Origin of the sequence: Parvibaculum sp., assembly GCF_030694575.1 — a bacterium.
Lineage (GTDB): Bacteria > Pseudomonadota > Alphaproteobacteria > Parvibaculales > Parvibaculaceae > Parvibaculum.
Genome location: NZ_JAUYUS010000083.1, coordinates 1 through 24702 on the forward strand (window position 1 = coordinate 1; position 24702 = coordinate 24702).

32 protein-coding genes and 1 tRNA gene are annotated in these 24702 nt (G+C 64.8%); 15 read left to right on the forward strand and 18 right to left on the reverse strand.

Annotated features, from left to right (window positions below):
• Positions 1-155: 155 nt before the first annotated feature.
• The 3 genes from pheS to rpmI form a co-directional block, all read right to left on the reverse strand.
• The gene (pheS, locus tag Q8S60_RS11805) at positions 156-1241 is read right to left on the reverse strand and encodes a phenylalanine--tRNA ligase subunit alpha (protein ID WP_305275701.1); all 1086 of its coding nucleotides are present in this window, start codon (positions 1239-1241) and stop codon (positions 156-158) included.
• Positions 1242-1446: 205 nt separating this feature from the next.
• Positions 1447-1803, reverse strand: coding sequence for a 50S ribosomal protein L20 (rplT, locus tag Q8S60_RS11810; RefSeq protein WP_305275700.1), 357 nt, complete (start codon positions 1801-1803; stop codon positions 1447-1449).
• 29 nt (positions 1804-1832) lie between these two features.
• Complete coding sequence (gene rpmI / locus Q8S60_RS11815; protein ID WP_011995132.1) at positions 1833-2033, reverse strand: 50S ribosomal protein L35; 201 nt, start codon at positions 2031-2033, stop codon at positions 1833-1835.
• A 234-nt stretch (positions 2034-2267) separates the two neighbouring features.
• Here rpmI and Q8S60_RS11820 point away from each other — a divergent pair, with 234 nt between their 5' ends.
• The 3 genes from Q8S60_RS11820 to Q8S60_RS11830 are packed head-to-tail and all read left to right on the forward strand — an operon-like array spanning position 2268 to position 3344.
• Complete coding sequence (locus Q8S60_RS11820; protein WP_305275699.1) at positions 2268-2489, forward strand: type II toxin-antitoxin system CcdA family antitoxin; 222 nt, start codon at positions 2268-2270, stop codon at positions 2487-2489.
• On the forward strand, positions 2489-2806 hold the full coding sequence (locus tag Q8S60_RS11825) for a CcdB family protein (RefSeq protein WP_305275698.1): 318 nt from the start codon (positions 2489-2491) through the stop codon (positions 2804-2806). Before Q8S60_RS11820 ends, Q8S60_RS11825 begins: the two co-directional genes overlap by 1 nt.
• A 10-nt stretch (positions 2807-2816) precedes the next feature.
• Entirely contained in the window at positions 2817-3344 is a 528-nt protein-coding gene (locus tag Q8S60_RS11830) for a VOC family protein (RefSeq protein WP_305275697.1), read from the forward strand.
• A gap of 21 nt (positions 3345-3365) precedes the next feature.
• Here the strand turns inward: Q8S60_RS11830 and Q8S60_RS11835 are convergent, their stop codons facing one another.
• The gene (locus tag Q8S60_RS11835) at positions 3366-3908 is read right to left on the reverse strand and encodes an I78 family peptidase inhibitor (protein ID WP_305275696.1); all 543 of its coding nucleotides are present in this window, start codon (positions 3906-3908) and stop codon (positions 3366-3368) included.
• Between the two features lie 205 nt (positions 3909-4113).
• On the opposite strand from Q8S60_RS11835, the gene Q8S60_RS11840 reads away from it, so the two are divergent.
• Positions 4114-5481, forward strand: coding sequence for an epoxyqueuosine reductase (locus Q8S60_RS11840; protein WP_305275695.1), 1368 nt, complete (start codon positions 4114-4116; stop codon positions 5479-5481).
• 7 nt (positions 5482-5488) lie between these two features.
• On the opposite strand, the gene Q8S60_RS11845 is transcribed toward Q8S60_RS11840, so the two are convergent.
• From Q8S60_RS11845 to Q8S60_RS11855, 3 genes are all read right to left on the reverse strand, one after another.
• Positions 5489-5926, reverse strand: a complete 438-nt coding sequence (locus tag Q8S60_RS11845; RefSeq protein WP_305275694.1) for a MarR family winged helix-turn-helix transcriptional regulator — start codon at positions 5924-5926, stop codon at positions 5489-5491.
• Between the two features lie 73 nt (positions 5927-5999).
• The gene (locus Q8S60_RS11850) at positions 6000-7247 is read right to left on the reverse strand and encodes an LLM class flavin-dependent oxidoreductase (protein ID WP_305275693.1); all 1248 of its coding nucleotides are present in this window, start codon (positions 7245-7247) and stop codon (positions 6000-6002) included.
• A 106-nt stretch (positions 7248-7353) separates the two neighbouring features.
• Positions 7354-7530 carry a hypothetical protein gene (locus tag Q8S60_RS11855; protein WP_305275692.1) on the reverse strand — a complete coding sequence of 59 codons (177 nt, stop codon included), beginning with the start codon at positions 7528-7530 and terminating at the stop codon, positions 7354-7356.
• Between the two features lie 407 nt (positions 7531-7937).
• On the opposite strand from Q8S60_RS11855, the gene Q8S60_RS11860 reads away from it, so the two are divergent.
• Positions 7938-8894: a glycerophosphodiester phosphodiesterase family protein gene (locus tag Q8S60_RS11860; protein ID WP_305275691.1), complete on the forward strand. Its 957-nt coding sequence runs from the start codon at positions 7938-7940 to the stop codon at positions 8892-8894.
• 54 nt (positions 8895-8948) lie between these two features.
• Here Q8S60_RS11860 and infC read toward each other — a convergent pair whose 3' ends face one another.
• From infC to Q8S60_RS11875, 3 genes are all read right to left on the reverse strand, one after another.
• Positions 8949-9470 carry a translation initiation factor IF-3 gene (infC, locus tag Q8S60_RS11865; RefSeq protein WP_305275690.1) on the reverse strand — a complete coding sequence of 174 codons (522 nt, stop codon included), beginning with the start codon at positions 9468-9470 and terminating at the stop codon, positions 8949-8951.
• A 132-nt stretch (positions 9471-9602) separates the two neighbouring features.
• Positions 9603-9962 carry a hypothetical protein gene (locus tag Q8S60_RS11870; protein ID WP_305275689.1) on the reverse strand — a complete coding sequence of 120 codons (360 nt, stop codon included), beginning with the start codon at positions 9960-9962 and terminating at the stop codon, positions 9603-9605.
• The gene (locus tag Q8S60_RS11875) at positions 9959-11137 is read right to left on the reverse strand and encodes a glycosyltransferase family 4 protein (protein WP_305275688.1); all 1179 of its coding nucleotides are present in this window, start codon (positions 11135-11137) and stop codon (positions 9959-9961) included. The genes Q8S60_RS11870 and Q8S60_RS11875 overlap by 4 nt, the downstream gene beginning before the upstream one ends.
• 49 nt (positions 11138-11186) lie before the next feature.
• Here Q8S60_RS11875 and Q8S60_RS11880 point away from each other — a divergent pair, with 49 nt between their 5' ends.
• Positions 11187-11981 (forward strand): carboxylesterase, encoded by a 795-nt coding sequence (locus Q8S60_RS11880; RefSeq protein WP_305275687.1) that lies wholly within the window; start codon positions 11187-11189, stop codon positions 11979-11981.
• A 52-nt stretch (positions 11982-12033) separates the two neighbouring features.
• Here Q8S60_RS11880 and Q8S60_RS11885 read toward each other — a convergent pair whose 3' ends face one another.
• Complete coding sequence (locus tag Q8S60_RS11885) at positions 12034-12432, reverse strand: translational machinery protein (RefSeq protein ID WP_305275686.1); 399 nt, start codon at positions 12430-12432, stop codon at positions 12034-12036.
• Positions 12433-12503: 71 nt separating this feature from the next.
• Positions 12504-13379 (reverse strand): SDR family oxidoreductase, encoded by an 876-nt coding sequence (locus Q8S60_RS11890; RefSeq protein ID WP_305275685.1) that lies wholly within the window; start codon positions 13377-13379, stop codon positions 12504-12506.
• Between the two features lie 57 nt (positions 13380-13436).
• Between Q8S60_RS11890 and Q8S60_RS11895 the strand changes: the two genes are divergently transcribed.
• Positions 13437-14195, forward strand: coding sequence for a hypothetical protein (locus Q8S60_RS11895; protein ID WP_305275684.1), 759 nt, complete (start codon positions 13437-13439; stop codon positions 14193-14195).
• Here the strand turns inward: Q8S60_RS11895 and queG are convergent.
• From queG to Q8S60_RS11915, 4 genes are read right to left on the reverse strand one after another with little or no spacing between them, the layout of a single operon-like run.
• Positions 14180-15331: a tRNA epoxyqueuosine(34) reductase QueG gene (queG, locus tag Q8S60_RS11900; protein WP_305275683.1), complete on the reverse strand. Its 1152-nt coding sequence runs from the start codon at positions 15329-15331 to the stop codon at positions 14180-14182. The genes Q8S60_RS11895 and queG overlap by 16 nt on opposite strands.
• The gene (locus tag Q8S60_RS11905) at positions 15312-15992 is read right to left on the reverse strand and encodes a glutathione S-transferase family protein (RefSeq protein ID WP_305275682.1); all 681 of its coding nucleotides are present in this window, start codon (positions 15990-15992) and stop codon (positions 15312-15314) included. Before Q8S60_RS11905 ends, queG begins: the two co-directional genes overlap by 20 nt.
• Before the next feature lie 29 nt (positions 15993-16021).
• Positions 16022-16432, reverse strand: a complete 411-nt coding sequence (gene cueR, locus Q8S60_RS11910; protein WP_305275681.1) for a Cu(I)-responsive transcriptional regulator — start codon at positions 16430-16432, stop codon at positions 16022-16024.
• A 10-nt stretch (positions 16433-16442) separates the two neighbouring features.
• Positions 16443-17450: a complex I NDUFA9 subunit family protein gene (locus Q8S60_RS11915; protein ID WP_305275680.1), complete on the reverse strand. Its 1008-nt coding sequence runs from the start codon at positions 17448-17450 to the stop codon at positions 16443-16445.
• Between the two features lie 188 nt (positions 17451-17638).
• On the opposite strand from Q8S60_RS11915, the gene Q8S60_RS11920 reads away from it, so the two are divergent.
• The 8 genes from Q8S60_RS11920 to ptsN all read left to right on the forward strand — a co-directional run bounded on the left by Q8S60_RS11920 (position 17639) and on the right by ptsN (position 23794).
• Positions 17639-17725, forward strand: a tRNA-Leu gene (locus Q8S60_RS11920).
• 59 nt (positions 17726-17784) lie between these two features.
• Positions 17785-18396 carry a ribonuclease D gene (locus Q8S60_RS11925; RefSeq protein WP_305275679.1) on the forward strand — a complete coding sequence of 204 codons (612 nt, stop codon included), beginning with the start codon at positions 17785-17787 and terminating at the stop codon, positions 18394-18396.
• A gap of 124 nt (positions 18397-18520) precedes the next feature.
• Complete coding sequence (lptC, locus tag Q8S60_RS11930) at positions 18521-19240, forward strand: LPS export ABC transporter periplasmic protein LptC (protein ID WP_305275678.1); 720 nt, start codon at positions 18521-18523, stop codon at positions 19238-19240.
• Positions 19237-19824, forward strand: a complete 588-nt coding sequence (gene lptA / locus Q8S60_RS11935) for a lipopolysaccharide transport periplasmic protein LptA (RefSeq protein WP_305275677.1) — start codon at positions 19237-19239, stop codon at positions 19822-19824. Before lptC ends, lptA begins: the two co-directional genes overlap by 4 nt.
• A 92-nt stretch (positions 19825-19916) precedes the next feature.
• Positions 19917-20720, forward strand: coding sequence for an LPS export ABC transporter ATP-binding protein (lptB, locus tag Q8S60_RS11940; RefSeq protein WP_305275676.1), 804 nt, complete (start codon positions 19917-19919; stop codon positions 20718-20720).
• A gap of 28 nt (positions 20721-20748) precedes the next feature.
• Complete coding sequence (gene rpoN / locus Q8S60_RS11945) at positions 20749-22296, forward strand: RNA polymerase factor sigma-54 (RefSeq protein ID WP_305275675.1); 1548 nt, start codon at positions 20749-20751, stop codon at positions 22294-22296.
• A gap of 330 nt (positions 22297-22626) precedes the next feature.
• Positions 22627-23208 carry a ribosome hibernation-promoting factor, HPF/YfiA family gene (hpf, locus tag Q8S60_RS11950; protein ID WP_305275674.1) on the forward strand — a complete coding sequence of 194 codons (582 nt, stop codon included), beginning with the start codon at positions 22627-22629 and terminating at the stop codon, positions 23206-23208.
• A 121-nt stretch (positions 23209-23329) separates the two neighbouring features.
• The gene (gene ptsN, locus Q8S60_RS11955) at positions 23330-23794 is read left to right on the forward strand and encodes a PTS IIA-like nitrogen regulatory protein PtsN (protein ID WP_305275673.1); all 465 of its coding nucleotides are present in this window, start codon (positions 23330-23332) and stop codon (positions 23792-23794) included.
• 72 nt (positions 23795-23866) lie between these two features.
• Here the strand turns inward: ptsN and Q8S60_RS11960 are convergent, their stop codons facing one another.
• Both Q8S60_RS11960 and Q8S60_RS11965 read right to left on the reverse strand, forming a co-directional pair.
• Positions 23867-24172 carry a DUF1150 domain-containing protein gene (locus tag Q8S60_RS11960; protein WP_305275672.1) on the reverse strand — a complete coding sequence of 102 codons (306 nt, stop codon included), beginning with the start codon at positions 24170-24172 and terminating at the stop codon, positions 23867-23869.
• A 67-nt stretch (positions 24173-24239) separates the two neighbouring features.
• Positions 24240-24686 carry an Hsp20 family protein gene (locus Q8S60_RS11965; protein WP_305275671.1) on the reverse strand — a complete coding sequence of 149 codons (447 nt, stop codon included), beginning with the start codon at positions 24684-24686 and terminating at the stop codon, positions 24240-24242.
• Positions 24687-24702 lie beyond the last annotated feature (16 nt).

Consider the following 24702-nt stretch of genomic DNA (forward strand, 5'->3'; position numbering starts at 1 on the left):
TGCTTCCAGCACCTTTGCGACCGTGAAGACGCCGAGCTTCTTCGCCGGGTCTTCCACGCCTTCGACCTCGAGGCCGAGCATGGTCAGGCGTTCGACGATCTGGTCGAGCGTTGCTTCCGTTTCGAGCGGCTGTTTCAGCCAGGACAGCGTGAACTTCACGACGAGAGCCCTCCCGCCAGTGTCGGCACATCGAGCGCGGAGAAGCCGTAATGGCGCAGCCAGCGCAGATCGGCCTCGAAGAAGGCACGGAGGTCCGGGATGCCGTATTTCAGCATCGCGATGCGGTCGATCCCCATGCCGAAGGCGAAGCCCTGATATTTTTCCGGGTCGATGCCGGCGGCGCGCAGCACGTTCGGGTGGACCATGCCGCAGCCGAGAATTTCCAGCCAGTCATCGCCCTCGCCGATGCGGATTTCATTGCCAAGGCGTGCGCAGCGCACATCGACTTCCATCGACGGCTCGGTGAAGGGGAAGAAAGAGGGGCGCATGCGCAGTTCGACGCCGTCCACCTCGAAGAAGGCGCGCAGGAATTCCTCCAGCGTCCATTTCAGATGGCCCATATGCGTCGTCTCGTCGACGACAACGCCTTCGATCTGGTGGAACTGCGGCGTGTGCGTCTGGTCGCTGTCGTTGCGATAGGTGCGGCCGGGGCAAATGAAACGAAAGGGCGGCTTGCCCGCTTCCATGGTGCGCACCTGCACCGGGCTCGTATGCGTACGCAGCAGCATGCGCGAACCGTCCGCCTTCGGCTCGAAATAGAAAGTGTCGTGCATTTCCCGCGCGGGATGTCCGTCCGGGAAATTCAGCGCGCCGAAATTATAGTGATCCGTCTCGATGTCCGGACCCTGCTCCACGGCGAAGCCCATGTCGGCGAAGATCGCGACAACTTCGTCCCAGACCTGGCTGAGCGGATGGATGCGGCCCGTCTCCAGCGCGTTCTCGCGCGCGGGCAGGGTCACGTCGATCTTTTCGCCCGCCAGCCGCGCTTCCAGCGCCTGTTCGTGCAGCGCCTGCTTGCGGGCGGCCAGCGCGTCCGTCAGCCGGTCTTTCAGGCCGTTGAGCTTCGGGCCCATCTCCTTGCGCTCGTCCGGCGACATGGAGCCGAGACCCTTCATCAGGTCGGAGACGCGGCCCTTCTTGCCGAGCGCGGCCACGCGCACGGCTTCCAGCGTGTCGCTGTCCACCGCATCGGCGATGGCCCTCGCGAATTCCGCTTCGAGCTTTTCGAGATCGTCGGTCATGGTTTCACCGGCTCAGGATCGTTTCGCGCAATCGGGTTCACTCAAACCGCCGGGCCCTGCATCTGTGCAGGCATCCCGGACCATGAGGGAAACGGCGTGCGAGCGAAGTCGACCGGCGATCCGCCTCACCCCCGAGATGCGCCCGCGCAAAATCGCGCGGGCTCTCGACGGGTGACCGGCTCTGGCGTCTCAGGCGTCGGCACTCTTACTGGAGTGCGGCCTGCGCCTGCGTGACCAGAGCCTTGAAGGCCTCGGGCTCATGGGTGGCGAGGTCGGAGAGAACCTTGCGGTCCACTTCGATGCCAGCCTTGGCGAGGCCGTCGATAAATCGCGAATAGGTCAGGCCGTGCTCGCGGACACCGGCGTTGATGCGCTGGATCCAGAGCGCGCGGAAGTTGCGCTTCCTGGTGCGACGGTCGCGATAGGCGTATTGGCCGGCCTTCTCGACGGCCTGGTTGGCTGTGCGGAAGGTATTCTTGCGACGGCCGTAATAGCCCTTCGCCTTCTTGATGATCTTGCGGTGGCGGGCGTGTGCTGTAACACCCCTTTTGACGCGCGACATGTTTTCAAATCCTCTTCAGGTGTTCCGGTTCACGCGTAAGGCATGAAGTTTTTGATCACGCGCGCGGCATCGGCATCAGCCATAATCGTTGTGCCGCGCTTGTTCCGGATCTGCTTGTTGGTCCGCTTGATCATCCCGTGGCGCTTGCCGGTCTGACCGCGCTTGACCTTGCCTGAAGCGGTAAGCTTGAAGCGCTTCTTGGTCCCGCTCTTGGTCTTCAGTTTGGGCATTTCGCTCTCCGTGTTCTAAAGGAACCCGCGCTGAAGACCTTGAATTCGTTGAGGAATTCGAGATATGGGCGGGTCCGGGTCTTGGCATACGGGCGGCCACGGCATGCCCTACAAGCCGGGCGGCCCCGAAGGCGCGGATTTATAAGGGAAAAAGCCGCGAGGTCAAGCGGAAGGCAGCGATTTCGAGCCATCCGCATGATTGACGCGCATGAGGCATGCGCATACTCTATGCGCATGCCAAAGAAAGCCGTCAATCTCAGCATCGATGCCGACCTCCTCGCCAAGGCGCGGGAGGAGGCTGTCAATCTGTCGTCCCTTTTCGAGGAAGCGCTTAAAGAGAGCATCCGGGAAAAAGAGGAACGGCGCTGGCGCGAGGAAAACAAAAAGGCCATCGACGCCTATAATGAATTCGTCGGCGAGCATGGTGTTTTCGCCGAAGGCTTCAGATCCTTCTGATGGCGCTTTTCGACATTCATGCCAACCCCGATACCCGAACAAAAGCGGCGATCCCTTATGTCATCGAGGTGCAGGCCAATCTGCTGAGCGACCTGGGGACGAGGGTCGTCGCGCCGCTGGTACCTGCCCGGATCTTCCGTGGAGCCGTGCCCCGGCTTAATCCAACGATTCCCGTTGGTGGCGAGCCCCACGTTCTGCTCATCCAGCAACTTGCAGCCGTTCCGAAGCTCGCGCTCAACGCGCGCCCTCTCGAAAACGCGGAAGACAAGAGGTATGAGATCATCGCCGCCGTCGATTTTCTCGTGACGGGCATCTAGAGGAATTTTCATGAGCCGCTTTTTCGGAAATGTCTGCCAGAACGGCTATGTCGTCCGAGACATCGACGCCGCCCTGAAGCACTGGACGGAAGTGCTCGGCATCGGACCCTTCTATTATATCGATCTCGTGAAATGCGACTGGTTCACCTACAAGGGCGAGCCGTCCCCCGTCGAAATGAGCATCGCGCTCGGCAATACGGGCGACCTCCAGATCGAACTCATCCAGCAGCGCAACGACGCGCCTTCCATGTACATGGATTTCCTGAATGCGGGCCGCGAGGGCCTGCAGCACATGTCCTACTGGACGCAGAATTATCAGGCGGATTACGACCGCGCCCTCGCCGCCGGCTACAAGGTCGGGCATGAGGGGCAGATCGGCGGGCCGCAGGGCCGCTTCGTCTATTTCGACACCGAGACGCATCCAGGCACGGTTATCGAGATGTCCGACATCAGCGGGGCGAAGGGCAAGTTCTTCGAACATATCCGCAAGGCGGCGGTGGACTGGGACGGAAAAGATCCGGTGAGGCCCGTCCGCTGACGAGCCTCACCGCAGGTCCGTTCAGCCGCAACGGAGAGTCGCGATTTTGCCTTCCTCGTCCAGCTCGACGTTCAACCGGCCTTCGCGAAAGTCCTGCGTGACCGCATCGCCGGGACGGATCACACGCACGGTTTCGATGCCCTGACGGGCTTCGATCGCTTCCCGAGCTTCGTCATAAGGTTGGCCGACCCACACACCGAGTGCATCGTCACCGGTCGCGGCCTCACAATCGTTGGCGGCATTGCCCGTGCCGGCGATCGTCTGCGGATCGGTGCCTTCGGCGGCCGCTTCCTCGCCCATCGACATGTCGCCCGCGGGCAGATTGCTGTCCGGCATCTGGCTTCCGGGCATGTCGCTCGACGGCGCCGTGTTGTCCGCCATACCGGTGTTCCCCGGCGTCGCCTGGCCCGGCTGGCTCGTCATCGGAACCGCGTTGTCCACCGCCGGCATTTCTTCCGTCGTGTTCTGCGCGGCTTCCTTGTCGTTGCTGTCGTCGCATGCCGCCACTGCCAGCAGGGCGGCGACCGCCACCGTTCCGAGCAGATGCTTGGCCGAATACTTCATTGTATCTCTCCCGGTTGTCGTGAGCCTCTTCGGGCGCAAGTCTTCTCCATAAATGCACCCGCGCTGAAGTGGTTCCATGATGGCGCGGCCATTTTGTGACGCTTTGGCGCTTCCCGCCCGAATCTTCCTGCATCTGCGGGCTCCGTCTTGATCTCCCTTCTTTTAGTGTATATACACTAAACATGCGCAATCCCGGGAGATGGACATGGCACACGATCTGGCGGCAGGCACGGACGAGCACCCCGATGTGGCGCGCTATCGCGCCGGGCGGGCCATACAGGATAACGGCCCGCTCGCGGCCTCCTTCCTCCGCGAGCTGATGCTCGATTGCGGCGCGGACGATTGCGGCTTCGTCGCCGTCTCCGATCCTGCCATCGCAGACCAGCAGGCATGGATCGGCGCGCTGCTCCCCGGCGCGAAGTCGCTCGTCAGCTTCGTCTGCCGGATGAACCGCGACACCGTGCGCACATCCGTCCGCTCGGTCGCGAACGAGGAATTCCACCAGACCTATGACGATGTGAACATCGTGGCGCGGAAAGCCGTGCGCAGGCTGGAAGAAATGGGCCTCGGCGCCGTCAACCCCGCCGCCGCCTTTCCGATGGAGGCGCAGGCCTATCCCGCCGGGATGCGCGTCATCTCCCACAAGCCGATCGCGGAGGCGGCCGGCCTCGGCAAGATGGGGCTCCACCGCAACGTCATTCATCCACGCTTCGGCAGCTTCATCCTGCTCGGCACCATCGTCATCGACCGCGAGGTCGACACGGTGTCGGCGCCGCTCGACTATGCGCCCTGCCTCGACTGCAAGCTCTGCGTCGCCGCCTGCCCGGTCGAGGCCATCGGCATGGACGGTTCCTTCAACTTCTCCGCCTGCTACACGCATAACTACCGCGAATTCATGGGCGGCTTCGTCGACTGGGTGCATCAGGTCGTCGATGCGGAGGATGCCGACGATTACGACAAGCGCGTCACGCCCGGCGAAAGCGTATCGATGTGGCAGAGCCTCTCCTTCAAGCCGGGCTACAAGGCAGCCTATTGCCTCAGCGTCTGCCCGGCCGGTTCCGACGTGCTCGGGCCCTTCATCGAAGACCGGGTCGAGTACCGCAAGCGCATCCTCGATCCGCTTCTGGCGAAGCCCGAAACCGTCTATGTGCTGAAGGGCTCCGATGCCGAGGAGAGCATTCCACAGCGGCTCAAATCGAAGGAAGTGAAGCTCGTCGACTACAACATCCCGTCCGACGATCCCTTCAGCTTCCTGTTCGGCCTCACGCTTACCTTCCAGCGCCGCAAGGCGCGCGGTCTCGACGCCACGCTCGCGCTCGTCATCGAAGACAAGGGCCCGCAACCGGCGGCCATCCGCGTGCGCCAGAGCCGCGTCGAGGTGGAATTCCAGGCGCCGGAAAAAGCGGACGCGGAATTGCGTCTGACATGGGAGACGTTGCGGAGGATTTTCCGCGACGGAATGACGGTGGAGGAAGCGGTGGCGAACTGCGGCGCAACGCTGACGGGAGACGTTGCAACGGCGCAGGCGATCCGCCGCTGCTTTCCGGTCTACCGCGTGCCGGTGGACGCCTGAGCGCCGTTCAGCTCTTCGCTATCAACTGATGCAGCGACCTCTTCACGCCCGGCCAGTTGGCGCCGAGCGCCGTCTCCACATCGTCCTGCGCCTTGCGCCAGAGCGGCAGCGCCTGCGTCAGCTTCTTCCGCCCCGCCTTCGTAAGGGCAAGCCCCAGCGAGCGGCCCTCGCCGGTCGGCGCGGCTTCGATCAGCCCCTCGTCCTCGAGAAGCTTCACATTGCGCACCAGGCTCGAGCGCTCCAGCGCCAGAATATCCGCCAGCGCCGTCATGGATTTCGCGCGGCCTTCCGCAATCGCGATCAGCAGCGTGAACTGCGTGATCTTCAACCCGGCCGGCTTCAGCGCCTTGTCATAGGCGCGCGTGAGCTTCCGCGCCGCCATGCGCGCCCTGAGCGCCGCGCAATTCTCGCGGACTTCGGCTTCCAGTGCTGCGGTTTCGGCCATCGGAGGCTCCTTCTCGTGTAGATACACGATACTCAAGCCCGCGCCGCCGCGCAACACGGAGCCGAGGTGGCGGCTACTCCGCCGCGCTCGTCTGGTTGACCTGTGCCTGTTTCACAGACGCCTTCACCACCGGCACCTCGTCCCGCTCCAGCGGACGCATCCAGTTTTTCCGCTTCAGGGCAGCCTCGATGTAAGGCGCAAGTTCCGCCTGCTTCTTCGCTTCGCGCGCGGCCGCTTCCTTCTTGAACTCCGGCATCACCTTGGCCGCGAAGAGTTCCAGCGACTCGCAGATGTCCGAATGCTTGTTGCGGCCGGCTTGCTGCATGAAGATCACCTGGTCGACGCCCGCATCCTGGAATGCACGAAGATGGGCGCGCATGTCGTCCGGCGTGCCGATGCCGGTCGCGATGGCCTCAGCGCGTTTCGCGGCGTCGATCACTTCCTGCGTGCGGTTGCCGCGCGCCTTGATGTAGTCGCCCCACATGTCGGTACGGCCGGGCACCGTGTCGTGCGCGACCAGCGCGTTCAGCGCATAACCGAAGAACTCGAAGCCCTCATGGCCGCGGCGGATCGCCTCCGCGCGGTCTTCGTGCAGCGAGAAGTTCGACACCATCGCGATATTGGCGTTCACCGTATGGCCGATCGGCTTGCACTCGTCCGATTTGATGATGCCGTAATAGATTTCCGACCAGGCCTTCGCCTCTTCCGGATCGACAAAGGAGAAGGCGAGCGCGCCGACGCCGAGCGACGCGGCCACGCGGATCGTGTCGCGATTGGTGCAGGCCATCCACATCGGCGGATGGGGGCGCTGCACCGGCTTCGGCAGCACGTTGCGGCAGGGCATGGAGAAATATTTGCCCTCGAAGCCGGGATAAGGCTCATGCACCATCATGTTGGCGATCTGCTCGCCGGCCTCGATGGCCATGGCGCGCTTTTCCTTCGCGGGAATGTTGAAGCCGCCAAGCTCCAGCCGCGTCGCGCCTTCGCCGATGCCGAATTCGACGCGCCCGTTTGACATGATGTCGAGCGTTGCGAGGCCTTCGGCCGTTCGGGCTGGGTGATTGTAGTTCGGGATGACCTGGCGGATGCCGTGACCGAGGCGGATGTTCTTCGTCACCGACGCGGCGGCGGCGAGAAAAACCTCCGGCGCGGAGGAGTGCGAATATTCGTCGAGGAAATGATGCTCGACTTCCCATGCGTGGTCGTAACCGAGCCGGTCTGCGAGCACGATCTGCTCAAGCGCCTCGTGGAAAAGCCTGTGCTCGTCGCCTTCGTTCCACGGCCTCGGCAATTGCAGCTCGTAAAATACTCCGAACTTCATGGCGCACTCTCTCCCCGTATTTATTTTTTATTTGGACCAGTATGCCCCCGGCGCGGCCGGGGACAAGGCTGAAATCCTGAGGGGGAGAGGTGACGCAGGGGCACGCTTAGTGTTGCAGGCCCGGCTGCATGTGGCCGTGACGGCGCGCGTTACGGTTCGCGAGTTCCTGCTCGGCCGCCTGCCGGCGGAGCGTGCTGCTGTCGGTTTCGAGCACGCAATGAAGCTCCTCGTCCGACAGGAGACGCATGTCCACCGGACCCGTCGATTCGACGGCGCGCCGCATGACTTCCTGAGACTCGAAAAAGGAGCGTCTGCGACGTTTGCGGCTCGTAAGCCGTCGCCATAGCGTTGAGAGTGTCATTTCATTCACCGGTCTGTCACGGACACCAATTGCGTCTTCGTAATCCGGCGTTTCGACCCTGCTTGCCGGAGAGAGCTTTGCACCATCCCCAACGGCTGAATTGTCGACCAAAACCAAGGTTACAATAAGGCGAAGAGCTTCGCCAGACGCCGACATATACAAACTACGAAGACACACCGACGTTATGATGACGAAGCGCGCGGCGCGACGCTTGTTGAGACCGAAATGGGGCAAACCCGCGCGATAGACGGCGGCGCGGCGCGGCGGCTAGGCTTGTTTCAACCGATTCCGGTACGAACGGTGTCGAATTTGTCGCAGGGAGAAAGATCATGACGAAGCCGCTTCAGGTGGCGCATCGCGGCGGAGCGGGGCTCTGGCCGGAAAACACGATGGCGGCGTTCGAACGCGCGATCGGCGCGGGCGCGGACGGCATCGAACTCGATGTGCATCTGACGCGGGACGGCAAGCTCGCCGTGCATCACGACGAGAGCCTCAAGCCCGCGATCGCGCGCGGGCCCGACGGACAATGGCTGACGCGGCCGACGCCGCTTCTCAAGGACCTCACCGCCGCGGAACTCGCTGCCTACGATGTGGGCAGGCTGAAGCCCGGCGCCGGCTACAGCGCGCGCTATCCCGACCAGATGCCCGCCGACGGCGCGCGCGTGCCGCTCCTCGCCGAGGTCTATGATCTGGTCAAGGCGCGCGCGAAGCCCGGCTTCCGTCTCTATGTGGAACTCAAGACCGCGCTCCTCGATCTCAGCCAGTCGGCCGATCCCGTGGAACTCGCGGATGCCGCCGTCGCACTCACGCATGAATACGATCTGGCCGGCACCGTCACCTTCGTCTCCTTCGACTGGCGGGCGCTGGCCCGCGCGAAGGAAATCGCACCGCACATCCTCAACGCTTTCACGACCCTGCCCTTCTTCCATCTCGATCCCGAAGACCCCGCCGCCGCGCAGGACAAGCCGGGCTCGGAGGACGAGGCCTATCGCCGCGCCTCCGCCTCGGGGGCGCCCTGGGTTGCCGGTTTCGACTGGCGGGCGCAGAAGGGCGCCACATTCGCGGAGCGGATGCTGCGTGCCATCGCCGCCGCGCCGGCGGACGGCTGGTTCGCCTGGCATGGCGACGTGACGCCGGAGAGTGCCGCGCTGGCGCGCGAACTCGGCCTTGCCGTCTCCTGCTGGACGGTCGACGAGGAGGCGGAAATGGAACGGCTGGCGGCGCTCGGCGTGGAAGCCATCCTCACCGACCGGCCGGACCGCCTCTCGAAGCTCTTCGCAAAATGAAAAAGGCCCGGTGGAGAACCATCGGGCCTTCTTTCTCGTCGAATGCGGCGGCCGTTATTTCGGCGCCAGCACCATGATCATCTGGCGGCCTTCGAGCCGGGGGTAAAGCTCGACCTTCGCGATCGGCTCGACCTCTTCCTTGACCTTGTTCAGAAGCAGCATGCCCAGCTCCTGATGCGCCATTTCGCGGCCGCGGAAGCGCAGGGTCACTTTCACCTTGTCGCCTTCCTCGAAGAAGCGAAGCATCGCGCGCATCTTCACCTCATAATCATGGGTGTCGATGTTCGGGCGCATCTTGATTTCCTTGACCTCGACGGTCTTCTGTTTCTTGCGCGCCTCGTTGGCCTTTTTCTGGGCCTGGTATTTGAATTTCCCGTAGTCGAGAAGCTTGCACACGGGAGGCTTCGCGTTCGGCGATACCTCAACCAGATCGAGGCCGGCCTCCTCGGCCATCCTCATCGCTTCATCGGTGGGAATGACGCCGCGCTTTTCGCCCTCGGCATCAATGAGCAACACGGTCGGCTCATCGATCATGTCGTTTATGCGCGGGCCCTCTCTGGTGGGCGGCGCCTGCATCGGTCTGCGAGCTATGAACTCTTCTCCTTCTGATGGTCCGGCCGCCATAATCGGCGACGGAAGCCAGCGGGCCCCCTGCCGGACATTGTCCGTTCCAGCACAGCTATAGATTTGAAGTCGGCCGCCCGCAAGTCAAGAAAGGCGGCGGCTTTCGGCGGAGGGATGCCGTTCCTGCCTCATATAGTGCCATTGTGGCCTTGGCCACACACACAGGCGGAGAAACCGCGTCGCGAGGTTCCCTTCCAGGTCGTAAATATGCGCGGGAGAGGCCCAGGACAAGCGCCGGGCCCGTGCGAGGAAGGCCGAAGCGCCCTTCACCGCGCCGTCCTCCCATGTTTCATCGGCTAGGGCGCGGTGCGGCCCGGCTGCCTTCAGGCTTGTCAGGAGGATGAGCCGCGCGGCGGGATGGCGGCTACGGATCGCCGCGAGCCCCGCCGCCGCATGAGCCTCCCCCCCGGCGCCGAACCAGATCGCGATGACGGTTTCGCTCACGCCGCCCCTCGGTTGCGCGCGATCAGCCGCGCATAGATCGCCAGCGTCGCGTCGCACATGGCGCCGACCGAATAATGCGTAGCGGCGTTCGCGTAGCCGCGAGCCCCCATGGCCGCACGCGCTTCGCCGCCCATCGCGACCAGGCGGGCCATCGCATCGGCAAGCGCCGCCGCGTCGTTCGGGGCCACGCGAAAGCCCGTCTCGCCCTCGATGACGGTCTCCTGCTGCCCGCCCGCGTCGCTCACGATGACGGGCCGCGATGCCGCCTGCGCCTCCACGGCCGTCCGGCCGAAGGGTTCGGGCTCTATCGACGGCGACAGCACGGCATCCGCCAGCGCATAGGCCGCCGCCATGTCCTCGCCATGGCCGACCAGCCGCACGCGGGCGCCGAGCCCCGCATCGGCAATCGCCTTTTCCAGTTCCGCCTTGTAATTGTCGCGGCCCTGCGCGTCGCCAGCGAGCAGCAGCGTGAAATCCGTCATGCCCCGCGCCGACAGCAGCCGCGCCGCTTCCACCGAGATCCCCTGCCCCTTCCAGCGCGTCAGCCGCGCCGGATGCAGGAACACGGTGCCCGCGCCCGCATCGACGCCCCAGCGCGCGCGCAACGCCTCGACACGCGCCGGCGTCACCGCCGCGAATTTCGCGATATCGATGCCGCGCGGCACGGTGAAGATGCGCGCTTCGTCGGGCGCGTGAACGGTGCGGATGTTTCCGGCGGTATATTTCGAATTGGCGATCACGGCGTCGCCGCGCACCATCACCGAATTGTAGAAGACCTTGAGGCGCGGCCTGGTGTGAACGCGCGAATGATAGGTCGTGACGAAGGGCACGCCCGCGCGGCGCGCGGCGGCAAGCGCGCTCCATGCCGGCGCACGGCTCCGCGCATGGACGAGATCGGCCTTCTCCCGCTCGACGATACGCGCCAGCCGTTCGACATTGAGCGCCATCACCACCGGGTTCTTCGACTGCATCGCCATTTCGATATGCAGCGCGCCCGAATCGAGAAGCTCCGGCACCATGCGCCCGCCCCGGCTCGCGACGATGGCGCGTCCGCCCGCCGCCACCACGGCGCGCGCGACATCGAGCGTGGTGCGCTCCGCACCGCCCGTTTCAAGCGCCGGCACGACCTGCAGGATGGTCGGCTTCGGCGAGAGATTTTCGAAAGGATTGGACACGCGGCGTATCTCTGTTGGATGTATGTCGGGACTGCAGGGAACACAGACAATGACCGACAGCACAACGCCCCGCAAGCTCGACCGTCCCGGCCATGACGGCAGCGCGGGCGAAAGCCTCGCCTGCCTCGTCGACGCGCCGCGAAACCTGTCCGGCCCGACCGGCCTCACCTGGCTCGGCGGCTTCAAGTCCGAGATGACGGGCACCAAGGCGACGGCGCTGGCGGATTGGGCGCGGGCGGTGAACCGGCACCTCACCCGCTTCGATTATTACGCGCATGGCGCCTCATCCGGCGAGTTCACCCGCGCCACCGTCACGCGCTGGCTGGACGATGCGCTCTGTGCCATCGACACGCTCGCGCAAGGCCCGCAAATTCTCGTCGGCTCGAGCATGGGCGGCTGGATGGCGCTTCTTGCCGCGCTGGCGCGCCCCGAACGCGTGAAGGCGCTCGTCCTCATCGCGCCCGCGCCGGACTTCACCGAAGAGCTCATGTGGAAGGGTTTTTCGGACGAGATAAAAGCCGCGCTCGCGCGTGACGGCGTCTACCGCGAACCGTCCGCCTACGGCGACGAGCCCTACGAGATCACCATGCGGCTGATCGAGGACGGGCGGAACCACCTTCTCCTCGGCAATCGGATACCGCTCACCATGCCCGTCCGCATCCTGCAGGGCATGGCCGACCCCGACGTCCCCTGGCAACACGCGATGCGTCTCGTCGAGGCGCTGGCAAGCGATGACGTCACCATCGGCTTGAGCAAATCGGGCGACCACCGGCTTTCAACACCCGCCGACCTCGCAAGGCTGACGGAGACGATCGAGACGCTGCTGAAAGAAATCGAGACCTGACGCTATTCTTCCCACCCTCCCCAAGGGGAGGGTGGGAAGAAGAAACCGCAAATCAATCCAGTTGCGGCAGCATCCGGTCCGCCTTGCGGAAATAGGCCTTGGCGTAGTTCAGCAATTCGCCGTCGCGCGGATGGTCGACCGTCTCGATGCCGACGACATGATCCGCCACCGGGCCATGCTTTGCCTGCAGCCGCTTCAGGAAGCCGAGCTTCGCATTGGCCGGGCCGACGATCAGGATTTCGCCGATGCCGTCGAGCTTCGCCGCAACCTCGTCGAAGAAGCCCGCATCCTCGGAGGCGCGCCAGCTCGAATGTCCGGAGAATTGTGCATGTTTGCGCGTCGCCGAATGCTTCAGCGTTACCTTGTCCGCCTTCGCGTCGTCGGCGTTGAATTCGAGAATGCGCGCCTCGTGATGGTCGATCCAGACGACGGCGTGGAAATGATGGCTCATGAAACCTCCCGTGAAACCGGCGGCATTATACGAAGTGTAACGATGCAAGACCTGCGGCAGAATGGCCTGCGTCACAGCGTCTCCAGCAGCGCCCGCAAACCCTCGCGATAGGTCGGATAGCGCAAATCTACACCGAGTTCCTCGTGAATGCGCGCGTTGGAAACGCGGCGCGAGGCGGCATAGAAGCTCCGCGCCATCGGCGTCAGATCGGCCTTCTCGTAAGGCACTTCCGGCGGCGGTTCGCGGCCGAGCAGCTCCGCCGCATAGGCCACGACTTCATGCGCGGGCGCCGGCTCGTCGTCGCAGACATTGTAGATCGCGCCCGGATTGGGCCGCGCCATCGAGGCTTCCAGCACGTTTGCGATGTCCTCGACATGGATACGCGAGAATATCTGCCCCTCCTTCACGATCCGCTTCGCCGTGCCGCCGATCACGCCCTGGAGCTGGTTGCGGCCCGGCCCGTAAATGCCGGAGAGACGGAAGATGTGGAGAGGCAGTCCCGTCTCGCGTGCGAAGGCCTGCCAGGCGGCTTCCGCGGCCGCGCGCCGGTCGCTCCGCGCCACCGCCGGATCGAGCGGCGTCTCCTCGGTCACCCAGCCGCCCTGCCGGTCGCCATAGACGCCCGTCGTCGAGAGATAGCCCGCCCATTCGATTTCGGGCACCAGCGCGCGCAGCGTGTCGCCATGCGCCAGCAGAACCGGATCGCCTTCTTCCACCGGTGGCGTCGAGATCAGGAGATGCGTCGTGCCCGCCAGCGCCTCTGCCGCGTTCTCCAGCGGCCTGCCGCCGTCGAACAAGAAACTTTCGATGCCCGCCTCGCGCAGCCGCGCCGCCTTGTCCTCGCTCCGGCAGGTGCCCGCCACCGCGAATCCCCGCCCGGCAAGCCGCCCCGCGAAAATTCGCGCGCTGTAGCCGCAGCCGAAGCAGAAAAGCCGTTTACCACGCATGCCGTCTATCCATTCTTTCACTTGCAAGAGCATCGGCGCTGGCGGAGTTTATGCCACATGAAACACAGCGCCCACGTCTTTCCCGCCCTTTTCGCTCTTGCCATCGCCCTCGCAGCCGGAACGGCGCGCGCGGAGGAGGAGACGAGCTACGACGCCTGCATCGGCCTCGTCGCGGACGATCCCGCCGCCGCGCTCAACATGGCGCAGAACCTGAAGCTCAAGGGCGGCGGCGACGAGGCGGGCGGCATGCATTGCGAGGCGCTGGCCCTGATGGGGATGGGCCGCGCCGGCGAAGCGGGCAGCGCCTTCTTCGATCTCGCCGAGCGGATGCTGAATGCGGACGACGCCATGCGTTCGGAAATCTATGCGCAGGCGGGCGACGCATGGGCGATTGCCGGTTCTCCGAAGCTCGCCATCCGCGCCTATGACAATGCCATCGCGCGGATGCCGGAAGACGCCACCTATTATGCGGGCCGCGCGCGCGTGAAGGCGATCGCGAAGGACTGGACCGGCGTGCGCGACGATGCCGCGGAGGCGCTCGCGCTCGATCCGCATTATCCCGAGCCGATGCTTCTCCGTTCCGCCGCCAACCGGACGCTCGGCTATCCGCGCGCCTCGCTGGTCGATGCGAACCACGCGGTCGAACTCCGCCCGCACAGTCTCGACGCGCTGCTCGAACGCGGCCTCGTCCACAAGGCGCTGGGCGACAAGCACAGCGCCTGGGGCGACTGGAACACGCTGCTGCGCTACGCGAAGCAGACCGGGCAGGAAAACCATCCCGCCGCCGTCGCCGCGCGGGACTATCTCAAGCAATAGTCCCACTCTTCCCGCACGCCCTCGTCCGTTTCCGTTCGGAGCGCGGCCTGTGCCTGCGCGCGCAACGCATCGCCCTCTCCGAGACGGGAAAGCGCCCAGATCGCCATGGCGCGCACGAGCGGCGAGGCATCATCGAGCAGCGGCAGCGCAACGGGCACGAGCGATTTCTCGCCCGAATTGCCGATCGCTATCAGCACGTTCCGCACGAAACGGTCGCGGCCGATGCGCTTGATCGGCGAGCCCGAAAAGAAAGCGCGGAACGACGGGTCGTCGAGCCGCGCAAGGTCCGCCAGCAGCGGCGCGCGCAGTTCGTCGCGCGGATGAAACGCATCTTCCCGCGCGAGGCTCGCGAACTTGTTCCAGGGGCAGACGGCGAGGCAGTCGTCGCAACCATAGATGCGGTTGCCCATCGGTGCGCGGAATTCGCGCGCAATGTGCCCCTTGTGCTCGATGGTGAGATAGGAGATGCAGCGCCGCGCATCGAGTTCATAAGGCGCGGGGAAGGCTTTCGTCGGACAGACGTCGAGGCAGCGGCGGCACTCGCCGCAGCGGTCGTCATGCCTCTCGTCGGCCTCGAACTCCAATGTCGTGAAGATAGAGCCGAGAAAGAACCACGAGCCGAGATTGCGCGAGACGAGGTTCGTGTGCTTGCCCTGCCAGCCGAGACCGGCGGCTTCCGCCAGCGGCTTTTCCATCACGGGCGCCGTATCGACGAAGACCTTCACCTCCGCGCCGCTCGTCTCCGCCAGCCAGCGCGCCACCTGTTTCAGCCGCTTCTTGACGAGGTCGTGATAGTCGCGGTTCTGCGCGTAAGCGGAGATCGCCGCGCGGTCGCGCTGTTCCAGAATTTTCAACGGATCGGTATCCGGCCCGTAATTCATCGCCAGCATGATGACGGATTTCGCCTCGGGCCAGAGTGTCGCCGGCGCCGCGCGCCGCGCCGCCGTCTCCGCCATCCAGTCCATGCCGCCGTGGCGGCCCTGCTTCAGCCACTTGTCCAGCCGCGCCGGCAGGTCGTCCCGCGCATCGGCGCGCGCGATGCCGGCATCGTCGAAGCCCGCCTCCTTCGCGCGGGCGAGAAGCTCGCCGCGCAATGCGTTCAGCTCTTTCGGGCGGTCAGAAATCGAGATTGGCATAGAGCTTGGGCGGCGGCATTCCGGCCACGTGATCGGCGAGCAATTGCCGGAAGCCCGGACGCGATTTGATCCGGACATACCAGTCCTTCGCACCCTGGTACTGCGCCCAGGGCACGTCGCCGACATAGTCGAGGCAGGAGAGATGCGCGGCGGCGGTGAGGTCGGCCAGCGTCATTTCCTCGCCCGCGAGCCAGTTCCGCTCCTCCATCAGGAAACAGATATAGTCGAGGTGATAACGCAGGTTATGAAGCGCGGCGCGGACCACCACCATGTCGGGGGCGCCGCCGCCTTCGGCCGAACTCAAAAAGCGCCGCGTCACCTTTTCGAAGATCAGCCCGTCGGAGACTTCCACCGCGAACTTGCGGTCGAACCAGTCGATGAGACGCCGCATCTCCGCGCGCGCATGCGGGTCCGACGGCATCAGCTTCATCTCCGTCGAGGTCTCCTCCAGATATTCGACGATCGCGGTTGCGCCGGAGATCGGCTCGGCCCCGTCTTCCACCAGCACCGGCACTTCGCCCGCCGGGTTCAGCATCAGGAATTCGCGGCGGCGTTCCCAGTCGCGCTCCTCCACCAGCTCGAAGTCGAGGTTCTTTTCCGTCAGCGCGAGGCGCACCTTGCGGCAGGCGGGAGAGATCGGCATGTGGTAAAGCTGGCGCATGAACTCGCGTTTCTGTTTGTCTTTTTCTTCTATCTGTTTTTTCCGGCCGCCGCTCCGGTGGCAAGCTCGTCGATGATCGGACAGTCGGGCCTGTCGTCGCCGTGGCATTTGCGGGTCAGCGTGGCGAGCGTTTCGCGCATGGCGCGCAGGCCGTCGATCTTGCCGTCGATCTCCTCCATGTGCATTTCCGCGATCGCCTTCACGTCGGCGCTGGAGCGGCTCCGGTCGCGGTAGAGCGCGAGGAGGTCGCGGCATTGCGCCACCGTGAAGCCGAGCGAGCGGGCGCGCGCGACGAAGCGCAATGTGTGGACGTCGTCATCCGAATAGGAGCGGTAGCCGTTGGCGCTCCGGTCCGCGCTTTCGATCAGCGCGATGTCCTCGTAATACCGAATGGTCTTGGCGGGCACGCCGGAGCGTGCCGCCGCCTCGCCGATATTCATGGCTTCGCCTTCAACTCGCGTTGACGTTCTCGAACTGTCCCGTACGCCGGAAGCGGTAGAGATAGGTCGGCACCACGACGTCGGCCGATGTCGGCGCGATGCCGAGGCCCTGCAGCGTGCGGCCTTCCGCCTTCGCTTCCTCGCTCACCACATTGTCGATGGCGAGGAGGCGCACCTGGTCCGGCGTCAGCGGCGGATTGGGGATGAACTGCGTCACCGACGCCATCGCCTTCGCCGCCCATGCCGGCATCGGCAGCAGCAGCGCCCTGCGGCCGATCTCGCGCAGGACCAATTCCATCAGCTCACGGAAGGTCAGCACTTCCGGTCCGCCGAATTCGTAAACCTTGCCGCCCGCGCCGTCGCGTTCGAGAATGCGGGCGATACCTTCGGCGAGGTCCTTCACGTAAACGGGCTGCAGCCGCATCGTGCCGCCGCCGATCAGCGGCAGGACGGGCGACAGGCGCGCCAGCGCCGCGAAGCGGTTGAAGAAACCGTCTTCCGGTCCGAACACGATCGAGGGGCGGACAATGGTCGCGCCGGGCACGGCAGCGCGCACGGCCGTCTCGCCCGCCGCCTTGGCGCGCGCATAATGCGAGGCGCTCTCCTCGTCCGCGCCGATCGCCGAGACGTGGATGAACGAGGCGACGCCCGCTTCCGCCGCCGCGCGCGCGACGCGGGCCGCGCCTTCGGCCTGCACGGCGTCGAATGTCTGCTTGCCGCTCTCATGGAGAATGCCGACCAGGTTGATGACGCCGGCCGCGCCCGCCACCGCCGCGCGCACCGAGGCGTCGTCGCGGATATTGGCCTGGATGGGCTCCACCTGCCCGACCACGCCCATCGGGCGCAGGAACATCGCGTCGTTGGGGCGGCGCACGGCGACGCGGACGCGGTAGCCGCGCCTTGCCAGCGCCTGCACGATATGGCGGCCGAGGAAGCCCGAGCCGCCGAACACCGTGATCGTGCTCGCCCTTGGCAGCGCGCGTCCGCCCGCCTGCCCGTTCCCGGTTTCCGTGCCCATATCGTCTCGCCTTTCGCTCCAGCCCGTGCCTGGGGCCCCCGGGGGCCCCCTTCCGGCTCTCTTGATAGCCTATGCGGGCGGCGCGGCAAAGAGCGTGGGGCGCCGTCTTCCCCGCCGTCTTCCCCATCGTCTTCCCCATCGTCTTCCATTGACAATGCGACGTGCCCTATTTAAGCAACACGGCACGTGCCCAGGTGGCGGAATTGGTAGACGCACCAGCTTCAGGTGCTGGCGCTCGCAAGGGCGTGGAAGTTCGAGTCTTCTCCTGGGCACCACTCTTTTCTCGCGGCGGCCGCTGCCGCTGCCGCCCTTCGGGGCCAAGCGGAGCCGGAACATGGCGGTCACGCTGCACAGGGGCGATCTTCCCGAGGGGCTTTCCTTCGGCACGAGCGTCGCGGTCGATACCGAGACGATGGGGCTCAATCCTCAGCGCGACCAGCTCTGCCTGGTCCAGCTCTCGGCCGGCGACGGCAACGCCCATATCGTGCAGCTCGACCGGGGCACCTATAATGCGCCGCGGCTCAGGGCGCTGATGGCCGACCCCGCCGTGCTCAAGATTTTCCATTTCGCGCGTTTCGACGTCGGCATGCTGCAGCGCTATCTCGGCGTCGTCACGGCGCCGGTCTACTGCACCAAGATCGCCTCCAAGCTCGTGCGCACCTATACCGACCGCCACGGGTTGAAGGACCTCGCGCGGGAACTGGTCAACATCGACATGTCGAAGCAGCAGCAAAGCTCGGACTGGGGGGCGGACAAGCTCTCCGAAGCCCAGCTCGCCTATGCCGCCTCCGACGTTCTCCATCTCCACGAGATCAAGTCGGTGCTCGACGCCATGCTCGCCCGCGAAGGCCGCACGGAACTCGCCAAGGCCTGCTTCGCCTTCCTCCCCATCCGCGCCGCGCTCGATCTTGCCGGCTGGCCGGAAGAGGATATCTTCGCCCATTGACGTTGGCCGGGATGCCCAGCGGGACGCCCGCCGGCAAGCGGCCGGTCAAGCGGAGGGCGCCTTCGTTGACGCATTATGGAGCTTCCGCGCATACTGCGCGCGGGGTGGATGTGGAGCGAGAGGCATGAGCGAGGGTACCGGCGACGATCCGTCCGGCGGCGATCCGGCCACGGGGCGGAGGCGGCCCGCTCCGCGCATTGCCACGCCGGCGCCGCCACGCGCCGTCCAGGACCGCCCCATCCACAGCCGTTACAGCCGTTTCGTCTCGCTGATGAAGTTCGTGCTGCCGCTCGGCGCGCTCGTGCTGCTCGCGGTTGTCCTTTTCTATTCCGGCGTCTTCGACAGCGACGACAAGCTCGACATCACCTTCCGCGAGATCGACACGCAACCGAACGACCTGCGCATGGTCAGTCCGCGCCTTGCCGGCGTCACCGGCGACGGCAAGCCCTATGTCGTCACCGCCGACAACGCGACGCAGGATCCGGCGAGCCCTCACTTCGTCACGCTCGACAACATCCATGCCGACATCAAGTTCAACGAGGAAGAGGACTGGCTGTCGCTGACCGCGACGAGCGGACGGTACAATTCCGAGGCGCAGACGCTCGACCTCACGCAGCGGATCGATATCTTCACCACCTGGGGCTATGAGTTTCACGGCGAGGAAGCGACGCTCGATTTCGAGAGCGATACGCTCATGAGCGAAAAGGAAGTGACGGGGCAGGGACCTCTCGGCACGCTCCGCGCGGACCGCATGCGCGCCAATCACGCGACGCAGGTGCTGCGCTTCGACGGCAACGTAAAAATGCTGATCCTGCCGGATCAGCCGAGCGAAGGGGACGAATGATGGGCTGGGCAGGTTTCACGTCGGCGCGCGCGGGCGTCGCAGCACTCGCACTTATCTTCACCGCTCCCGTGTTCGGGGGGGTCGTCTTCCCGGCGCCGGCCATGGCCCAGGCCGCCGGCGGCGCGCTTGGCGGCTTCCGCACCGATCCGAACAAGCCGATCGAGATCGAGGCGGATTCGCTCGAGGTCGAGGACGCGAAGCAGACCGCCACCTTCATCGGCAATGTCCGCGTCGTGCAGGGCGACATCCGCATGAAGGCGGACCGGCTCACCGTCTTCTATGCGCAACGCCAGAGCAGCGGCTCGCGAATCGAGAAAATCGCCGCCACCGGCAATGTCCTCGTCTCCTCGCCCGACCAGCAATCGGCGAGCGGCGAATGGGCGAATTACCTCATCGCGACGCGCCAGATCGAGATGGGCGATGCGGTCGTGCTCCGCCAGGGCGAGAACGTGATCCGGGGCTCGAAACTCTTCGTGGACCTTAACAGCGGCCGTGCCCGCGTGGTCGGCGGCGGGCCTGCCGCAAGCGGGGAAACCGGCGGTTCCGGGCGGGTCAGAGGCCTGTTTCAACCCGGCGGAAACTGATTTCATACAAACAGGGCTTGGTTAATCCCTTCACTTCATACAATTTTAATGCCAAGTGACGTCTCATGGCATTGTTAAGAAGTGGGGATCGGATGACGAGCGCGACGGGCACACAGCGGCACAGCGAGGGCACGCAGGCGGAAAACCGCGGCGGACCGCAGCTTGTCGCCGATAATCCCGGGCTTTGGGTCGACAAGGTCGGCAAGAGCTTCAAGGGCCGTCCGGTCGTGCGCGGCGTCAGCTTTCACGTCCAGCGCGGCGAGGCCGTCGGCCTTCTCGGGCCCAACGGCGCCGGCAAGACGACCGTCTTCTACATGATTACCGGCCTCATCCAGCCCGATTACGGCATCATCTCGCTCGACGGCGACGATGTGACGGGCCTGCCGATGTATCGCCGCGCCCGGCGCGGCATCGGCTACCTGCCGCAGGAAGCCTCGATCTTCCGCGGCATGACGGTCGAACAGAACATCCGCGCCGTGCTCGAAGTGATCGAGCCGGACCGCGACCGCCGCGAGGCCGAACTCGACGACCTGCTGGCCGAATTCTCGATCACCCATTTGCGGCGCACGCCCGCCATCGCGCTTTCGGGCGGCGAGCGGCGGCGCGTCGAAATCGCCCGCGCCCTTGCCACGCAACCTTCCTTCATGCTGCTCGACGAGCCCTTCGCCGGCATCGACCCGATCGCGATCGGCGACATCCGCGATCTCGTGGCGCATCTGAAGGATCGCGGCATCGGCGTTCTCATCACCGATCACAATGTTCGCGAGACATTGGAGCTCATCGACCACGCCGTCATCATTCACGACGGCACGGTGCTCATGGAAGGCGACCCATCCGCCATCGTGGGCAACGAGGATGTGCGGCGGCTCTATCTCGGCGAACGGTTCAGCCTCTAGGAATGAGAGCCGGGGGGCCGACAACAACATGGCACTAGCACCGAGACTCGAGATGCGCCAGGGGCAGTCCCTGGTCATGACGCCCCAGCTTCAGCAGGCGATCAAGCTGCTGCAACTGTCCAATCTCGAGCTTGCCGAATATGTCGAACAGGAACTCGAGCGCAATCCGCTGCTCGAAGCGACGACGCAGGACCCTTCCGAGCGCGCGGCCGAGGAACGCACCGCGCCCGAAGCGGACCGCGAGACCGTCATCACGTCGGAAACCTCGCTCTCCCTCAGCGATGACGGGCCGCTGCCCGGCCGCGACGGCGACATCGACACCGATTACGACAATGTCTATGCGGACGAAGCCCGCGCCGACACGCAGAACGATGCGGCGGCGTCCGCCGCCGATGCGCCGGGACCGACAGGCTCCGACTGGCAGAACATGAAGGGCGGCGGCGGAAACGCGGGCGACGGCGATTACGATTTCGCCGCGACGCTGACGCGCGAGGCGACGCTTGCCGAACATCTGACCGAGCAGATGAACACCGCCCTCAAGACCGCGGGCGACCGTCTCATCGGCGCTTACCTCATCGACCAGGTGAACGAGGCGGGCTACATGACCGCCGACCTCGCGGAAGTCGCCGAACGCCTCGGCACCGATATCGAGGATGTAGAAGCCGTTCTGCAGGTCCTGCAGACATTCGAGCCGACCGGCATCTGCGCGCGTAATCTGAAAGAGTGCCTCGCGCTGCAGCTTGCCGAGCGCAACCGCCTCGATCCGGCGATGCAGGCCTTTATCGATAACCTCGAACTCTTCGCGAAGCGCGACTTCGATACGCTGATGAAGCTCACCGGCGCCGACCGCGAGGACATCGCGGGCATGGTCGAGGACATCCGCACCTGCAACCCGAAGCCCGGCCTCGCCTTTGGCGGCGAACCCGTCGTGCCTGTGATACCGGACGTTTTCGTGCGCTCGCGCGCGGATGGAAGCTGGATGGTGGAAGTGAATTCCGAGACGCTGCCGCGCGTGCTCGTGAACCAGCAATATTATTCTGAGGTGACGAAGCTCTCCGGCGATCCGAGCGCCAAGGCCTATCTCTCCGAATGCCTCAACAATGCGAACTGGCTGGTCAAAAGCCTCGACCAGCGCGCGCGGACGATCCTCAAGGTCGCTTCCGAAATCGTGCGCCAGCAGGACGCCTTCCTCGTGCACGGCATCCAGCACCTGAAGCCGCTCAACCTGAAGACCATCGCCGAAGCGATCTCGATGCACGAATCGACCGTCTCCCGCGTCACCGCGAACAAATACATCGCGACGCCGCGCGGCATCTTCGAGATGAAATATTTCTTCACCTCCTCCATCGCCTCCTCGTCGGGCGGCGCGGCGCATTCGGCCGAGGCCGTGCGCCACAGAATCAAGGAACTGATCGACGTCGAACGGTCGGACGCGGTTCTCTCCGACGACAATATCGTCGACATTCTCAAGGGCCAGGGCGTGGACATTGCGCGGCGTACCGTCGCCAAGTATCGGGAAGCACTCAATATTCCGTCTTCGGTCCAGCGCAGGCGCGAAAAAAAGGCCTATGCCTGAAGCCGCGCCGCGGCCTTCCCAACCCCCTCATCCGGCCTATATATTATTGAAAGATAACGGGTTTCCGCTCTTTTGAGGTGCGCGGTTGACACCCATGATAGGGCCCACTAGTTTCCACGCGCTCAAACGCCCCCCGGCCGATTTCCGGGTGGTGAGGCGCTGGGTCGGGCCGCATCGGCGGCAAGTGCAATGGCAAGTTCGAACGCCGGCTGTGGGCTCGGCGAGTGGGCCGCCCGGAAACGGCGTGCAGGGTTTCCTTAAGGGCGGAAGGCCCGGACAATGCGTCCGGCGACCGTCATTTGTAGCGTAGTGACCCCGGGAAGGTCTTTCATGCAAGTTCAGGTAAGCGGACATCATCTCGACGTCGGAGATGCGCTCCGTACCCATGCGGCCGAGCGGCTCGAAGCCGCCGTGACGAAATATTTCGATCGCCCTGTCGACGGTCAGGTGACCTTCACGAAGCAGGGCTACGAATTCCGCGCCGATTGCTCGGCGCATCTCAGTTCGGGTTTGCGCGTCAATGCGCAGGGCGCGGCGAACGAGGTTTACGCCTCCTTCGATGCCGCCCTCGAACGGCTGGAAAAGCGCCTGCGCCGCTACAAGCGCCGGCTGAAGAATCACAACAACAGCAACAAGGTCGAGCTGCCGGCCGAATCCTACCCGTCCTTCGTCCTTCATCCGGGCGACGAGCACGAGGAGGAAGCGGAAGACGCGCAGCCCGTCATCATCGCCGAAGGCACCACCGCGATCCCGGTGCTGAGCGTCGGCGATGCGGTCATGCAGATGGATCTGAGTGAGGCACCGTTCGTTATGTTCCGCACGGGCAAGGCCAACGGCCTCAATCTCGTCTACCGCAGGCCCGACGGTAATATCGGCTGGATCGACACGAGCCGCGATGTTCAGAAGGCTTGATGCAGTGAGGGCAAAATCCAACTTGGCGGGCACAAGCCGGTCGAGTACCGGAACGGCCCGGTCCGTACAGACAGGCGCATCGCAGGTGCATCTGGCGGCTTCGCAACACAGGATTCGGATTATGGAGCTTGAAGATCTGGTGCAGCCGGAGGGCGTGATTGCCCACCTGAAAGTCACCAGCAAAAAGCAGGCGTTGCAGGAGATGTCCGAGCGCGCGGCCAAAATGACCGGACTTTCCGAACGGGCGATTTTCGAAACGCTGCTGGAGCGCGAGCGCCTCGGTTCGACCGGCGTCGGCCAGGGCATCGCCATTCCGCATGGCAAGCTCGCGGACATCGACCGTCTTCACGGTCTCTTCGCGCGGCTCGACACGCCGATCGATTTCGAATCCGTCGACGATCAGCCCGTCGATCTCATCTTCCTGCTGCTCGCGCCGGAATCGGCGGGCGCGGATCACCTGAAGGCACTGGCGCGCATTTCGCGCCTGCTGCGCAACCCCACCGTGGTCGAAAAGCTGCGTGCCTCGGAAGACGCCTCCGCCCTCTTCGCCATCCTCACGGAACCGGCAGCCACGAACGCCGCCTGATCCTCCGGACACTGAAAAACAAAAGCCCCGCTCTCCCGAGCGGGGCTTTTCCGTTTGTCGTGTCATGCGCCTTTAGTGGACGCTGAGCGGTTCCAGGTCATACTGGCGGGCGCCCGCGAAGGCGGCGTCGCGGTCGTCGAGCACGGCCATGCGTTGGCCGTTGGCGGCGTGGACCGCGAAGAGGCGCGTGTCGGCGGGGACGTCGAGTTCCGAGCCGAGTTCGCCGGCGAGTTCGCCCGCGAGCACCTCGCGCACATAGACGACGTTCGGGACGCCGACGTTGGCGAACATTTCGGGCGTCAGCTTGCGAAAGTCCTTCACGCCCCAGCCCGTCTTCTCATCGCCGTTCCCGGCGGCATCGAATTCGGATTCGTTCATGATCTTACTCCTTTCAAGCCCTTCCTCGTTACACGGGAGCAAAGGGCCAACTCCGTCGTCCGGGATTTCAGTCCGCGCTGCGGGACAAGGGCTCCGGCGCCGCCTCGGAAATGTCGATGGTGCGCGTCGTCCGTTTGGGTTCGGGCTTTTCGAGATCGATCATCAGCAGACCGTTCTCCAATGTCGCGCCTCGAACCACTATCCCGTCGGCCAGCACGAAGGACCGCTGGAACTGGCGCGCCGCGATGCCGCGATGGAGATAGGTGCGGTCGGTTTCCTCGCGCTGCCGGCCACGGATGACGAGCTGGTTTTCCTCCACCGTGACGGAAAGTTCGTCGCGGGAAAAACCGGCCACCGCCAGCGTGATCCGGAGCCGTTCGCCCGTTTCCGCCGAGACCTGCTCGACATTGTAGGGCGGGTATCCGTCCGACGCCTTCGCCACTCTTTCGAGCAGCCGCTCCATTTCGTCGAAGCCCAGGAGGAAAGGGCTGTTGAACTGCATCACTCGCGTCATTTCCAAAGTCCTGTGT